The sequence below is a fragment of the Flavobacterium sp. 5 genome (genome assembly GCF_002813295.1).
Classification (GTDB): Bacteria; Bacteroidota; Bacteroidia; order Flavobacteriales; family Flavobacteriaceae; genus Flavobacterium.
In genome coordinates, this window is the sequence record NZ_PHUE01000001.1 from 3,885,381 (window position 1) to 3,901,458 (window position 16,078).

Genomic DNA, 16,078 nt, shown 5'->3' on the forward strand with positions numbered 1-16,078 from the left:
TTTTTACCAATAATATACTTTTTTAATATTTTTTTTATGGAATAATAACACATCATTGTTACATCATTACTCATGGATGTGACACTTCATAATCTTTGTTAATTCCTTTAAAACAAGGGTTTAAAAAAATAAAATCACGGTTTGATGTATTCATGTAGTAGTCTTGTTTTAGTTACTACAACGTTGTAATTAGCTAATTTAGCTACACTAACTAAAATGTTTAACAAACCTATGAGAAATTTTATTTTTAGCTTTTTAGCACTCATTCTACTTCCAGCTTATATGTCTGGTCAAGTAATTACAGGGAAAGTATTGGATCAGACAGGACTTGGAATACCAGGAGCTTTTATTGTTTCTGGAAATGTTTCATCTGAAACTGATATTGATGGAAACTTTAATATTAAAGCCAAAGAAGGTGATATATTAAAAATAAGTTTAATAGGTTTTGAAGGAGTTTCTATTCCTGCAGCTTCTACGCCGATGACAGTAATGCTGAAAGAAGCAAAAGATACCAAATTAGACGAGGTAGTTGTAATTGGGTATGGTACTGCCAAGAAGAAAGACTTGACTGGTTCAAGCGTAAAAGTAACAGGCAAAGATGTTGCAGACAAGCCTAATACCAATCCAGTATCTTCTATACAAGGTAAAGTAGCTGGGCTTTCTGTTGTTGATACTGGAAAACCAGGTCAACCATTAGATGTACGTATCAGAGGTACTGCGAGTAGATATCAAACACAACCACTTTATGTAGTTGATGGTCTTTGGACAGATAATATTGATTTTGTAAATCCCAATGATATAGAATCGATGGAGATTCTAAAAGATGCCTCTTCTTTGGCAATTTTTGGTGCCCGCGGTGCAAATGGTGTTATTGTTGTATCGACCAAAAGAGCAAAAGAAGGTAAAACTACTATCAATTATTCTACAAGTTTAGGAATGAAAGATATTACAGGAGAGCCTTCAATGACCAATGCTTCACAATTTAAAACATTATATGATGAGCAAAGAGCAAATCAAGGATTAGCTCCTTATAGTTACTATAATTTATATAATGCTGATACTGATTGGTTAGACGCAATAAAAAATAAAGGGGCAACTATTATTACGCATAATATTAGTGTTACGAACGGGACTGAACACAACAAATTATATGTTGGAGCTGGTTATACGGAAGATGAAGGACTAATAAAAAATGAAGAGTATAAAAGATTTACATTCAATGTTAATGATGAATTAAATTTGAGTGATGCGATAAAAATAGGTGTGAATTTAGGAGGTTCTAATTCTAAATTGCCTCAGTTGCATGATTTTATACGAACTCTGCAGGCAACTCCAATAGTTGAACCATACAATGCAGAAGAGGGATTATATAATCAATTGCCATCTGAAATAGGGGGGGCTCAAGTTGGAAATCCATTGCTTGATGTAGATGGAGTAGCCAATGGCACTTCTCTGGCAAGTGAATTTAGATTTATAGGGAGCGTTTTTGCAGAAATAAAATTTTTAAAAGATTTTAAATTCAGAGCTTCTTTTTCTGCTGATTTAGGTAATAAAGATGAAAGAAAATATGCCCCTGTTTATAATGTGTGGGATAATGAAACCAGTCAACCAACACTTTATAGAAGTCTTGCATTAACACAGGTAGATCAATTAAAGACTGATGACAAAAAAACACAAGAGGATTTTTTGTTGACTTATACAAAAGCATTAGGTAATCATAATTTTACACTTTTAGGAGGATATAATCGAAATTATCAATACTATTCGCAATTATCAGGGCAAGTAAAACAATATCCGAAGGGGGATCCAATTCCTCACGATCCTAGATTTTGGTATGTAAATACATATCCTTATGGTGATCCTTCAACCAAATTTGCTTATTCTGACGAATGGGATCGTGCAAGTGTATCTTATTTTACTCGTTTACTGTACAACTATGATGGAAGGTATATCTTAAATGCTTCTTTTCGTAGAGACGGTTCTTCGGAGTTAAGAAAATGGCAAAATTTCTGGACTGTAGGTGCTGCATGGGATATCACTAAAGAGAAGTTTATGAAAGACCAAAAAACATTTGACAACCTAAAACTTAAAGGATCTTATGGGACTTTAGGAAATCAATATACTGCGGTTCATTATCCGACATATCCTAATTATAAAAATGGAGAGTCGGGTGTATTTGGAGAATCGTTGGTTCCTGCTTATACGTTGGCATATATTAATAATCCTGATTTACAATGGGAAACTGTTACTTCTTATGAAGTTGGAATTGAGGCAACAATGTTAACAAATAGGCTAAAACTTGAAGCTACAGTATATAATAAAACAACAGATGACTTATTGACATATGTTGATTTAGGAAGCACACAATTTTATGCTAATTCAGGAAAAATTGAAAATAAAGGTTTAGAATTCAGTACTTCCTGGAATGATAAGATTAATGACAATTGGAATTATTCGCTGAGCGGTAATTTTTCTACAATTGAAAACAAAGTTATATCTGTTTATACTGATGGTTTTGAGGTTTTTGATGGTCCATCTATTTTGACCGCAGGAGAACCAATTGGATCATTTTACGGATATACAGTTGAAGGATTGTATCAATCATATGCCGATGTATTGTCTTCTCCTCCAAGTACTTTAGGAGGTTATGGACCGGGTGATTTAAAATACAAAGATATTAACGGAGACGGAAGTATTACACCTGCAGACAGATCAGTAATTGGTAATCCTACTCCAGATGTTTCTTATGGTTTTTCTGCTGGTCTTAATTATAAAAACTTTTCATTTTCTATAGATTTTGCTGGAGTTTATGGCAATGAAATTTATAGAGATTGGGGTAATGGATCTACTTTTGCTCAACTTAACTATAGAACAGACAGATTGGATCGTTGGACTGGCGCAGGTACCTCTAATTGGGAGCCAAGAGCAAATGATGGTTCATCATACAATCAATTAGCTTCTACTTATATGATTGAAGATGGTAGTTATCTTAGATTAAGAAATATACAATTTGGATATACTTTTAATTCTGAATTACTTGAAAAAGCAAGTATACAAAATTTGCGATTGTATTTAAACGCACAAAATCTATATACATGGACAAAAGCGTCTGGATTTACTCCTGATATTGGTGGAACACCAACTAAGTTTGGTGTTGATAATGGTGGTTATCCTGTGGCAAGAGTTATTTCAATTGGATTAAATGTAACTTTTTAAATTAAATATAAATAGATTATGAAAAGTATAAAATATAAAAATATAAAATATTTTCTAATAGTATTGTTGGTATTGCCTTTACTTAATTCATGTGATGATGCTGAGTTTTTGGATAGAAGGCCATTAGGAACTGCAGCAGATGGCGATATTAAGGCGGGTGGATTTGAGGAAAAAGCTTTTGGATTATATGGGCAAATTCGTACTTCCGATGGAGTTACAGATTGGTGCAGATATTTCTTTGAGTCAGTTCGGTCTGACGATGCTATTACAGGTAGTAATGCATCTGACACACAGAATTTTGATCCTTATTTTGAAAAGTATCAATATACGACTACTCATTTTATGAATACGAATAACTGGAATGGTCATTATAAAGTGATATATGCATGTAATGATTTGATTGATGCCGTTGATACTGCGGGAGTATCAGATGAGGGGAGTTTGATAAATAAAGCTGAAGCAATGGTAATACGAGCATTTCTTTATTTTGATTTGCGTAGAGATTATGGTGAAGTGCCAATTGTTACTAATAAAATCGTAAAACCTAGTGATGGAATAAAGCCTAAAAGTACAGTTGCCGAAGTAGATGTACAAATCATTAACGATTTAACTTTTGCAGCAGAACATTTACCTTTGAGTTGGCCTGCTTACCCAGGACGAGCAACTAAAGGATTTGCTAACACTTTATTGGCAAAATTATATTTATATCAAGGAAATTGGGCTAAATCTTTAGAAAAATCTCAGGAAGTGATTGATTCAGGCCAATATTCATTGTATACCTCATACGCTGATTTATTTAAAGAAGGAGGTGATAATTCACCCGAAGCTGTTTTTGAAATTCAATTTTTACGTCAGGGAGGAATAAATTATTCAAATAACTATTGGGAATCTCAAGGTGTAAGAGGTTCAGGTTCATGGGATTTAGGTTTTGGTTTAAATGTTCCTAATGATAATTTAATAGGAGCTTATGAAACTAATGACCCAAGAAGACTGGCTACTATTTTGTATTCAGGACAAGACGATGGAACTGGTTTAATTTTACCAACAAAACCGCCTTTAGACCAAGCTTACTGGAATAAAAAAGCTTACACAACGCTTAGTGTGAGACAAAATTTTGGTGAAAATAAAAACCATTGGATTAACATCAAAATACTTCGTTATGCTGATGTACTTTTGATGGCTGCGGAGGCTGCTAATGAATTAGGAAATACTGCTGCTGCTGGGGATTATTTAGAGATGGTGAGAGCAAGAGCCAGAGGAAATAATCCAGGAGTTTTACCTCCTGTTTCAGGCAGCCAATCGATTTTGCGTACAGCAATTAAACATGAAAGAAGAATTGAGTTTGCAATGGAAGGAGAGCGTTTTTACGATTTAGTTCGTTGGGGCGATGCTGTTAATACTTTGGGAGGATTAGGTTATCAAGACAAAAACAAGTGGTATCCAATTCCTCAAACGGCTATCGACCAATTTGGTGGGGTTTTAGTACAAAATCCAAATTATTAATATCTAAAAAAATATAATTATGATAAATATGATTTCTATTTTTAGAAAATCCTTGGTAATAGGATTGTTGTCTTTGGCTTTTTTTGGATGTCAAGAGATGGACAGACCAGCATTGGGTGATTATCCGGTAGATGAAAATCCACCAGGAGGACCTCTTAAATTTTATGTGAATTTTGATGCAACTTCAACAAATCCTTTGCTGATTGCCGTTGATAATATTAAAGCTACATTCCCAACTGATAATCCTTTTAGTACTATTTCAGGTATTTCAGGTAATGCAGCCGAAGGTGTTCAAGACAAATTTATAGCGTATCCAAAACCAAATGATTTTGGTTCAACAGCTAAAAGTTTTACCATTTCTTTTTGGGAAAAGCATGATGGACAGACTAAAAACGGTGATAATCCAGGTGCTGAAGAAATCTTTAGTTTGCCTTCGTCTAATGGGCATTGGTCAAGTGGAACAATGTTTCTCCTCTTTGATGCTGCACCAACACCAACTGCAGCTGCTGTTAAATTTGTTCTTGTTGATGCTAATATGGCAGATACTTTTTTAACCTGGGAAGGGGCTAATTCTGTTGAAGGTCTCTTAGATAATGCATGGCATCATTGTGCTTTTGTTTATGACGCTACTACTTCCGGACTAACATTTTACAAAGATGGCACCGCTGTAAGTACGGTAACTTGGGGTACACACGGAGATGTTAATTTAGACAATTCTAAAATCACAGGATTACGAATTGGAAGTGGTCCTCAAGCACAAAATGATTCAGGGGATAATTGGTTAGCTTCTTATTGGAAGGGGGGGTTAGATCAATTCCGTATGTATGCAACTGCTCTTACTGCTGATGAAGTAATGGCTTTGTACACTAATAAAGAATAAGATTATAATTTTAAAATAAATAGTCCACGATACATTCACAATCGTGGACTATTTTTAAATAAATGTTTTTTATCATACAAAAACGATTAAATATGAAGAATTTAATAATTCTGTTTCTATCTGTTTTTTTTATCTCTTGTGATTCTAAAAAAGAAAAGACAGAGGAACCTGTAAAAGAAATTCTGACCGATACTGAGGTTTTAGATCAAGTTCAAAAAGATGCTATAAAATATTTTTGGGATTATGCAGAACCTAACTCTAAATTAGGAAGGGAACGCTATCACACAGAGGATCCTGGGTTCGAGGCTAACAAAGTAACTACTGGAGGTTCAGGTTTTGGGTTAATGTCTTTGATTGTTGGAGTAGAAAGAGGTTTTATTCCAAGAGCCGAAGCCGTTACACGAATGACTACAGCTATGGACTTTTTAGAAAAAGCAGATCGTTTTCACGGAGCTTGGGCACATTGGATGGATGGAACTACCGGAAAAGCCATTTCTTTTGGCAATAAAGATGACGGTGGAGATATAGTCGAAACAGCTTTCTTGTCTCAAGGTTTGATTGCAGTGCGTGAATATTTTAAAAATGGAAATACTCAGGAAAAGGCATTATCAGACAAAGCAGATAAACTTTGGAAAGGAGTAGAATGGAGCTGGTATACCAACGGAGAAAATGCAATGTATTGGCATTGGTCACCTACCTATCAATGGGAAATGAAATTCAAATTAGAAGGATATAATGAGTGTTTAATTGCTTACATTCTTGGTGCTTCTTCTACGACTCATCCAATTCCTGTAGCTGCTTATCATGAAGGTTGGACGCGAAACGGAACTATTGTAACAACAAAGACACAATACGGAATTCCTTTAGTATTCAAATACAATACTGTTAGTGGTAATGCAGGTCCCTTGTTTTGGGCGCAATATTCTTATCTAGGATTAGATCCTTCACAATTATCGGATAAGTATGCAAATTATTGGGAATTAACTCAAAATCAAGCAAAAATTATTAATAAGTATTGCATTGATAATCCCAAAAAATGGAAAGGCTATTCGGAAAAATGTTGGGGTCTCACAGCGAGTTATTCTCGAAATACTGATGGAACAACAGGGTATTCTGCTCATGATACTGACAATGATTTAGGAGTAATTACTCCAACGGCGGCACTATCTTCTTTTCCATATACACCAAGCGAAAGCATGAAGTTTTTACATTATTTATACGATGAAAATAAAGCAAAATATATTGGAATTGCAGGGCCTTATGATGCTTTTTCGCCACATTATAATTGGGTTACCCCTCGTTATTTAGCAATAGATCAGGGAACCATAGCGCCAATGATTGAGAACTATCGAACCGGTTTATTGTGGAAGTTATTCATGAATGCTCCTGAGATAAAACAAGGATTAACAAATCTTGGATTTCATTCAGGGAAATATGGATTTTAAATGCAAATGAAATTTAAAATAACGCTATTGATACTGTTGTTTTCTGTATTTGGTTTTTCGCAAAGCGAAACTACTGGAAAAATAAAAACGGTTGTTGAAATTAAGTATGAATTAGGATATGTATTGCACAAGCCTGCTAATACAAAAGATAAAAAGCCACTAATAGTTTTTATTTCTGGAGATGGTGAAAAAGGAACTGACCTTGAAAGAGTAAAAATTCATGGACCGTTAAAGTATTTAAAAACTAATGAACTAGACGCTTACGTTTTAGCTCCACAATGCAAAGAAGATGAAAATTGGAATATTGAGTCAATTTTTCAATTGATTGTAAAAATTCAAAAAGAAAACAATATAGATTCAAATAGAATTTATGTTACAGGTTTAAGTTCTGGAGGTTGGGCAGCTTGGAATTTGGCTCTTTCATATCCTGATATGTTTGCAGCAATTGTGCCTATTTCGGGATTTGTTGATTTAATTCAGTTAGATGGCGCTTGTAAAATAGCCAATATCCCAACTCGAATTTTTCATGGTTTATTGGATGATGTAGTAAAGGTAGATTACGCTATTTCTGTTTACAAAGAGCTTAAAAAATGTAATGCAAAGGATGTTCAATTGACCATTTTTGACGATGCGGGTCACGATAGTTGGACAAGAGTTTATGACAACCCAGAAATTTATGACTGGATGTTTAAACAGGTAAAAGTGAATACAAATAAATAAAATTTATAGAATGAAAAATACATTAGTCTTACTTTTTTTAGGATGTGCTGTTTTGGGTTACGCTCAAAAAAAGAGCACTAAAAGTACCGTAAAAATAAAACCAAAAGCTGAATTTGTAGCCGAGTTGTTATCAAAAATGACTTTGGATGAAAAATTAGGACAATTAAATTTACCCACTTCTGGAGATATTACTACGGGTCAAGCCAATAGCTCAGGTGTAGCCAAAAAAATTGAAGAAGGAAAGGTTGGTGGTTTATTTAATATTAAATCAGTTCAAAAAATAAGAGACGTACAGCAAATAGCAGTTGAAAAAAGTCGTTTAAAAATTCCTCTAATTTTTGGGATGGATGTAATTCATGGTTATGAAACTACTTTTCCAATTCCTCTTGGATTATCTTGTACTTGGGACATGAAACTAATCGAAAGAAGTGCTCAAATTGCTGCGCAGGAAGCGAGTGCCGACGGAATAAATTGGACTTTTTCTCCTATGGTTGATATTTCTCGCGACCCACGTTGGGGAAGAATTTCTGAAGGTTCTGGAGAAGATCCATACTTAGGAAGTCAAATAGCCAAAGCAATGGTAAACGGATACCAACAACATGACCTTTCTAAAAACAATACTATTTTGGCATGTGTTAAGCATTTTGCTTTATATGGAGCGCCAGAAGCAGGACGTGATTACAATACAGTAGATATGAGTCATATCAGAATGTTCAATGATTATTTTCCTCCTTATAAAGCAGCTGTTGATGCAGGAGTAGGATCGGTTATGGCTTCTTTTAATGAAGTTGATGGAATTCCGGCAACCGGAAATAAATGGTTGATGACAGATGTTTTAAGAAAACAATGGGGTTTCAAAGGTTTTGTAGTTACTGATTTTACTGGCATTCCTGAAATGATAGAACATGGTATGGGAGATTTGCAAGATGTATCAGCATTGTCTTTGAATGCTGGAGTCGAAATGGATATGGTGGGCGAAGGATTCTTAACAACTTTAAAAAAATCATTAGATGAAAAGAAAGTGACCATAGAGCAAATCAATAATGCGGTAACACTTATTTTAAATGCTAAATACGATTTAGGATTATTCGAAGATCCATATAAATATTGTGATAGTAACAGAGCAAAAAATGAAATTTTCACTGCTGCTAGTAGAGACGAAGCTAGAAAAACAGCAACTCAATCATTAGTTTTATTAAAAAATCAGAATCAAGTATTACCCTTAAAAAAATCAGGAACTATTGCACTTATCGGACCATTGGCGGATGCAAAAAACAATATGTCAGGAACTTGGAGTGTAGCGACTGTTGGAGATAAATGTATTTCATTATTAGCAGGAATCCAGGAAGTGGCAGGAAAATCGACTAAAGTTCTTTATGCTAAAGGTAGTAATCTGGATTATGATGAAGCTTTTGAAACAAAAGCAACAATGTTTGGTAAAACCTTGAACAGAGATAATCGTCCTAAAGAAGAAATGATAGCCGAAGCATTAAAGGTAGCCAACCAAGCAGATGTTATTGTAGCTGCACTTGGTGAATCTGCTGAAATGAGTGGTGAGTGTAGCAGCCGTACTAATTTAGAAATTCCACAAGCACAAAAGGATTTATTAAACGCTTTATTGAAAACTGGAAAGCCTGTGATTCTTGTTTTGTTTGATGGTCGTCCATTAGTATTAAATGATGAAAATTCGACTGTTCCAGCTATTTTGAATGTTTGGTTTGCTGGTAGTGAAGCAGGTTATGCTATCGCCGATGTTTTGTTTGGTGATGTAAACCCTTCAGGGAAATTAACGACTACTTTCCCTAGAAGTGTTGGTCAAGTGCCAATCTATTATGCTCATAAAAATACAGGGAGACCTTTGGAAAACACTGAGGGTAAATTTGAAAAATTCAGATCTAATTATATAGATGAAAGAAACGATCCATTATTCCCTTTTGGTTATGGATTGAGTTATACCAATTTTGAGTATTCAAACGTGAAAATTTCGTCTGATAAAATGAATGCAAGCGGAAAAGTAACTGTTAGTGTCGAGGTTGCTAATACTGGAAATTATGATGGTAAAGAAACCGTTCAATTGTATATAAGAGACGTTATAGGATCTGTAACCAGACCGGTTAGAGAATTGAAAGGATTTCAAAAGATAACTCTTAAAAAAGGAGAAAAGCAATCCGTAACATTTGATATCACCGTAGAAGATTTGAAGTTTTATAATTCTGATTTGAAGTTTGTTGCTGAGCCTGGACTCTTTGAGGCTTTTGTTGGTGGAAACTCAAATGCAGACAAGAAAGTTAATTTCAATTTAGTAAATTAAATTTGGTTAGTTATGTTTTTTTGCCCTTCGTTTTTGGTTAGACGAAGGGCTTTTTTTAATCATAATTTGCCGATTTTTTTAATTTTTTAATATCCTATAAAATTTAAAATTTATTAATTTAAATAAAAGAAAATGTATAAACGATATTCGATAATAGTTTTGTTTTTCTTAATTGGAGTTACTACTAATATAGCAGCGCAAAACAGTACTATTACTGGAAAAACAAATTGGTTTGATCCTAATAAACCAGCAACAACCTATTGTAATCCAATAAACATAGGGTACAATTATACCACTCAAAATCATAATGGTATTCCCGAATCCCGTCGTTCCAGCGCAGATCCTGTAATCATTACCTATAACGGAGAGTATTACTTGTTTGCAACCAATCAGGCTGGATTTTTTTGGAGTAAAGATATGTCTGACTGGAAATTTGTGTATGGAAGCTTTCAACGCAATCCTGGCGATGATGATCAGTGTGCACCTGCTGCGTGGGTTGTTAATGATACTTTATTTTACGTAGGTTCAACTTGGAAAAAAGACCATCCAATTTGGAAGACTGCAGACCCAAAATCTGGAAGATGGACAAGACACGTAAACACAGCAATGTTGCCTACTTGGGACCCTGCTATTTTTCAGGACGATGATAAAAAAGTATATATGTACTACGGATCAAGCGGAAAATTACCACTTGTAGGTGTAGAGGTTGACTACAAAACATGGCTTCCAAAAGGGAATCAGGAGGATTATGCAAAACTATATACAGCAACCGAAGTAGAAGATATTCAGCATCCGTATGGCGAAGCAAAAGCAGTAGTTGGTCTAGATCCTGCAACACATGGTTGGGAACGTTTCGGACCTAATAATGATATGGAACCTGCTCCTTGGGGGAATTTTATTGAAGGAGCTTGGATGACCAAGCACAACGGGAAATATTATATGCAATATGGGGCGCCAGCAACCGAATTCAAAGGTTATGCAAATGGTGTTCATGTAGGTAATAATCCCTTAGGACCCTTTGTGTATCAAAAACACAATCCGATGTCATATAAGCCAGGAGGTTTTGTAATTGGGGCTGGACACGGAAATACTTTTGCCGATAATTATGGTAATTATTGGAATACTGGAACCTGTAAAATCTCTATAAAAGACCGTTTCGAACGAAGAATTAATATGTTCCCAGCTGGATTTGATAAAGATGATGTTATGTATTCTATTACAGCGTATGGAGATTTTCCAATTGTATTGCCAACAGCGCAACGAGATCAAACAAAAGGAGCTTCTTCGGGTTGGATGTTGCTTTCTTATAAAAAGCCTGTAACAGTTTCTTCTTCTGAGGAATGCAAAGATGTTGAAACCCACAGAATGGATAATGGAGGCAAAAAAGTGTATGAAAAAATCTGCTATAATGCTTCAAATTTAACCGATGAAAACATTCAAACCTATTGGTCTGCAACGACCGATAAACCTGGCGAGTGGCTACAGCTTGATTTAGGTAGAAAGATGGAAATTAAAGCGTTACAAGTCAATTATGCAGATCATAAGGCAACTCAGTACAATAAAGCAATGGACATTTATTATCAGTATAAAATCTATATGTCAGACGATGCTCAAAATTGGACATTAGTAGTAGATAAATCAAACAATGATAAAGACGTGCCTCATGATTATGTTGAGTTAACAAATTCGATTACCGCTCGTTACATAAAAATGGTCAATATTCATAATGCTTCTGGTTTGTTTGCCGTTTCAGATTTTAGAGTCTTCGGAAATGGATTAGCTGAAAAACCCAAAGCAGTCGTTGATTTTAAAGTAAAAAGAAATGCCTCCGATTCTCGTAACGCAATCATTTCTTGGAAAAAACAATCTGATGCAATTGGGTATTCAATTTATTACGGAATTGCTCCTGATAAATTGTACAACAGCATAATGGTCTACGGAGAGAACTCTTATGATTTTAGAGGACTAGACAAAGGAACAAAGTATTATTTTACCATTGAACCTTTTAATGAAAGTGGTGTCGGACCAAGAATCAAGAATAATGTAGTCCAATAATATTTACAGATATTTTTTAGAAACCTATTCTAAACCCTACCGTGTGGACATAACTATAAAATCAACCTCATATTCTACAAATTAGCACAAGCATATAGGTCAAAATAGTCACGATAATTCATTTAGCATATCCAAATTTGTGCTAATTTGTGGAATTTGTGGTAAAAATTAATCTGTATTATTTGTATCCACACAATAGGGTTTAGCGTAGGTTTTTAATAAATTTGTAGGTTCAATAAAACAAATAGCCAAATGAAATCTTTATTTTCAATGATCTTTATTTTTGCCTTGAATCTAGTTCATGCGCAAAGTGTAAAATCACCATCCAATGCCCTTGAGGTCAATTTTAAATTAGCAAATAATGGACAACCTTCCTATTCGGTAAATTACAATGGTAAACCCGTTATTTCAGAAAGTTCTTTGGGTATAAAACTCAAAGACAAACCAGCTCTTAATAGTAATTTCGAAATTCAGTCTTCAAAAAATACTACTTTCAATGAATCTTGGAAGCCTGTTTTAGGACAAAAAGCATCCATTGTAAATCATTATAATGAACTTACTATTGCTCTAGTTCAAAAAGAGACCAATGTAAAAATGAATATTATCTTTAAAGTGTATGATGAGGGAGTTGCTTTCAGATATGATTTTCCAAAACAAGACAACCTAAATTATTTCATTATTTCAGATGAAGACACTCATTTCAACTTAACCGAAGATTATAAAGCCTTCTGGATTCCGGGTGATTTTGATTCCAATGAATATCCATATAGCCAAACCAAGCTTTCAGAAATTGATAATACTAAATTAGACAAAAACTCTGGAATTGGAGTAACTACAGATCTAGGAAAAAGCAGAGTTCAAGCCCCTTTAATGTTAAAATCGCCTTCAGGATTATATGTAAATATATTCGAAGCTGCTGTTGTCAATTATCCAGTAATGCACTTGAATGTAGATGTTACCAATTTTAAATTAACATCACAATTAGTTCCAAATGCAATAGGTGATAAAGCCTACTTGCAGGCACCTTGTGTATCACCTTGGAGAACGATTATGATTAGCAAAGACGCTCGTGACATTATTGGATCACAAATGATTTTAAACTTAAATGAGCCTTGTAAACTGGATGATGTTTCATATATAAAACCAATGAAATATATTGGCGTTTGGTGGGAAATGCACGTTGGAGTATCAACTTGGGACTATGCAGGTTCAAAAAACGCACAGAATAGCGCTACCAATGAATTATTACCAACAGGAAAACACGGAGCTACTACCGAGAACACCAAACGATACATAGATTTTGCCTCCAAAAATGGTTTTGATGGCGTTTTAGTAGAAGGTTGGAATGTAGGTTGGGAAGATTGGATGGGTAACTGGAAAGAGGAAGTATTTGACTTTACAACACCTTATCCTGATTTCAATTTGGCTGAAGTTTCAGCTTATGCCAAACAAAAAAATGTAAAAATGATTATGCATAATGAAACTTCAGGTTCTGTAGCTAATTATGAACGTCATTTAGACCGTGCTTTCGATTTGATGAAAAAATATGATTATCCAGCTGTAAAAACTGGTTATGTAGGCAGAATTATTCCTCGTGGCGAATTTCATGACGGACAAACCATGGTAAATCACTTCAACTTTGTGGCCAGACGTGCTGCAGATTATAAAATATTACTTAATTCGCATGAATCCTCTCGACCTACAGGGTATAGTCGTACCTATCCAAATTACATTGCTGCCGAAGCTGCTCGTGGTAATGAATTCAATGGTTGGAGTATAGGTAATCAGCCTAGTCATGAAACAATCTTACCATTTACAAGACTTCTTGGAGGACCAATGGATTATACTCCTGGTATCTTCGAAATTAAAATGAGCTATTACGATAAGAGTAAAACAGAACAAGTACACACTACTTTAGCAAAACAATTAGCCTTGTACGTTACCATATATTCTCCTTTGCAAATGGCTGCCGATTTGCCAGAAAGCTATGAAAAAAGGATGGATGCTTTTCAATTCATCAAAGACGTAGCTTTAGATTGGGACGATACCAAAATCCTCGAAGCCGAGCCAGGAGATTATGTTACAATTGCCAGAAAAACCAAAGGAAAAGAAACATGGTTCCTTGGAGCAATCACCGATGAAAACGCTAGAAAAACAGAAATAGCATTAGATTTTCTTAACAAAGGCCAAAAATATAAAGCTATTATTTATGAAGATGCCAAAGATGCCGATTGGAAAAATAACCCAATGGCATACAAAATAAGAACTGTTGAGGTTACAAATAAATCAAAACTAAACTTAGTTTTAGCTCCTGGCGGAGGAACAGCTATTAGTTTCGAACCTATTAAATAATGCGAATAGAATAATTTTTTAAATCATTGATTTATAATAATATAAAAATCCTGCTACACTCAAAAAGTAGCAGGATTTTTTTGTTATTTTAATATGAATTCTGCTTTATAATCTCGAAATTGCGAAGCCAATAAAACGAATATAAATTCATACTAACTCAAAATGAAAAGAAATCTATTTTTATCTCTATTTCTTGTAAATACTATTGCAGTACTTGCACAAAATAAAGACCAGCAATTTTTTAAGGAAATCTACAATTCGACACTAACAAACTCAAAATGTTATTCTTGGTTAGATCATCTTTCAAATGATGTAGGAGCTAGATTATCAGGCTCCACCGGTGCTCAAAAAGCAGTTGAGTATACCAAAAAACAAATGGAAACATTAGGCTTTGATAAAGTATATCTACAAGAAGTAATGGTGCCACATTGGGTTCGTGGCGAAAAAGAAACAGCTTACATCCAAGACAATAAAACCAAAATCAAAGTACCAATTTGCGCTTTGGGAGGCTCTATCGCTACACCCCAAAATGACTTAGCTGCCCAAGTGATCGAAGTTCATAGTTTCAATGAATTAAAAAGTTTAGGAGCAGATAAAATAAAAGGAAAAATAGTATTCTACAATAGACCCATGAACAACGCCGAGATTGATGCTTTCGATGCATACTCTGGCGCAGTAGATCAACGATATGCAGGCGCTCAAGAAGCTTCAAACCTAGGAGCAGTAGGTACAATTGTACGCTCAATGAATCTAAAATTAGATGATTACCCACATGCAGGTGGTCAAAGTTATGGTGATATTTCAAAAGATAAATACATTCCAACAGCCGCCATTAGTACCAATGGAGCAGAATTGCTGAGCAAAACTTTAAAAACAAACCCTAATTTAAAATTCTATTTTAAACAATCTTGCCAAACCTTACCAGATGCATTGTCATATAATGTAGTCGGAGAAATAAAAGGAACAGAACATCCAGAAAACATTATGGTCGTAGGAGGACACCTTGATTCATGGGACTTAGCAGATGGTTCTCATGACGATGGAGCAGGAGTAGTGCAAAGTATGGAAGTAATGAATGTTTTTAAAAATCTAAATTACAAACCCAAAAACACCCTTCGAGTAGTTCTTTTTATGAACGAAGAAAACGGACTAAGAGGAGGAAATAAGTACGAAGAATTAGCTAAAGCTAATAATGAAAAACACATCTTTGCCCTAGAAAGCGACGAAGGAGGTTTTACCCCAAGAGGATTTTCTTTAGAGTGTGATGATGCTAATTTTGATAAAATCTCAAAATGGAAACCCTTATTCGAACCGTATTTAATTCACAGTTTTACAAAAGGGCATTCAGGTTCAGACATAGGACCATTAACCTCTCCAGAAATTGTAAAAGTAGGTTTGAAACCAGATTCACAGCGTTATTTTGATTACCACCATGCGGCAAACGATAAATTTGAGGCTATAAATAAAAGAGAGTTAGAACTTGGAGCAGCAACGATGACCGCACTAATTTATATGATAGATCAAAATGATATAGACTAGTTTTTTACAATCAACAAGAACTAAACAATTGAACCTGTATGGATTTTAAATCTTTAC

At 34.6% G+C, this 16,078-nt stretch carries 9 protein-coding genes; all 9 read left to right on the top strand.

Annotated elements, in window-relative coordinates:
- Positions 1–231: 231 nt before the first annotated feature.
- Positions 232–3,216 (top strand): TonB-dependent receptor, encoded by a 2,985-nt coding sequence (locus CLU82_RS16270; protein ID WP_100845059.1) that lies wholly within the window; start codon positions 232–234, stop codon positions 3,214–3,216.
- 18 nt (positions 3,217–3,234) lie between these two features.
- Positions 3,235–4,719, top strand: a complete 1,485-nt coding sequence (locus CLU82_RS16275) for a RagB/SusD family nutrient uptake outer membrane protein (protein ID WP_232735259.1) — start codon at positions 3,235–3,237, stop codon at positions 4,717–4,719.
- Between the two features lie 19 nt (positions 4,720–4,738).
- Positions 4,739–5,599, top strand: a complete 861-nt coding sequence (locus CLU82_RS16280; protein WP_100844083.1) for a LamG domain-containing protein — start codon at positions 4,739–4,741, stop codon at positions 5,597–5,599.
- A gap of 92 nt (positions 5,600–5,691) precedes the next feature.
- Positions 5,692–7,044, top strand: a complete 1,353-nt coding sequence (locus CLU82_RS16285; protein WP_100844084.1) for a glucoamylase family protein — start codon at positions 5,692–5,694, stop codon at positions 7,042–7,044.
- Between the two features lie 6 nt (positions 7,045–7,050).
- Positions 7,051–7,764, top strand: coding sequence for a prolyl oligopeptidase family serine peptidase (locus CLU82_RS16290; RefSeq protein WP_100845061.1), 714 nt, complete (start codon positions 7,051–7,053; stop codon positions 7,762–7,764).
- 10 nt (positions 7,765–7,774) lie between these two features.
- Entirely contained in the window at positions 7,775–10,075 is a 2,301-nt protein-coding gene (bglX, locus tag CLU82_RS16295; RefSeq protein ID WP_100844085.1) for a beta-glucosidase BglX, read from the top strand.
- Between the two features lie 132 nt (positions 10,076–10,207).
- Positions 10,208–12,130, top strand: a complete 1,923-nt coding sequence (locus CLU82_RS16300; protein ID WP_100844086.1) for a discoidin domain-containing protein — start codon at positions 10,208–10,210, stop codon at positions 12,128–12,130.
- 252 nt (positions 12,131–12,382) lie between these two features.
- Complete coding sequence (locus tag CLU82_RS16305; protein WP_100844087.1) at positions 12,383–14,482, top strand: glycoside hydrolase family 97 protein; 2,100 nt, start codon at positions 12,383–12,385, stop codon at positions 14,480–14,482.
- 162 nt (positions 14,483–14,644) lie between these two features.
- Complete coding sequence (locus CLU82_RS16310; protein ID WP_100844088.1) at positions 14,645–16,021, top strand: M28 family peptidase; 1,377 nt, start codon at positions 14,645–14,647, stop codon at positions 16,019–16,021.
- Positions 16,022–16,078 lie beyond the last annotated feature (57 nt).

What these genes read in the sequence shown, in the direction of transcription:
- CLU82_RS16270 (WP_100845059.1), top strand. Translation starts at nt 232, where the DNA reads ATGAGAAATTTTATTTTTAGCTTTTTAGCACTCATTCTACTTCCAGCT.
- CLU82_RS16275 (WP_232735259.1), top strand. Translation starts at nt 3,235, where the DNA reads ATGAAAAGTATAAAATATAAAAATATAAAATATTTTCTAATAGTATTG.
- CLU82_RS16280 (WP_100844083.1), top strand. Translation starts at nt 4,739, where the DNA reads ATGATAAATATGATTTCTATTTTTAGAAAATCCTTGGTAATAGGATTG.
- CLU82_RS16285 (WP_100844084.1), top strand. Translation starts at nt 5,692, where the DNA reads ATGAAGAATTTAATAATTCTGTTTCTATCTGTTTTTTTTATCTCTTGT.
- CLU82_RS16290 (WP_100845061.1), top strand. Translation starts at nt 7,051, where the DNA reads ATGAAATTTAAAATAACGCTATTGATACTGTTGTTTTCTGTATTTGGT.
- bglX (WP_100844085.1), top strand. Translation starts at nt 7,775, where the DNA reads ATGAAAAATACATTAGTCTTACTTTTTTTAGGATGTGCTGTTTTGGGT.
- CLU82_RS16300 (WP_100844086.1), top strand. Translation starts at nt 10,208, where the DNA reads ATGTATAAACGATATTCGATAATAGTTTTGTTTTTCTTAATTGGAGTT.
- CLU82_RS16305 (WP_100844087.1), top strand. Translation starts at nt 12,383, where the DNA reads ATGAAATCTTTATTTTCAATGATCTTTATTTTTGCCTTGAATCTAGTT.
- CLU82_RS16310 (WP_100844088.1), top strand. Translation starts at nt 14,645, where the DNA reads ATGAAAAGAAATCTATTTTTATCTCTATTTCTTGTAAATACTATTGCA.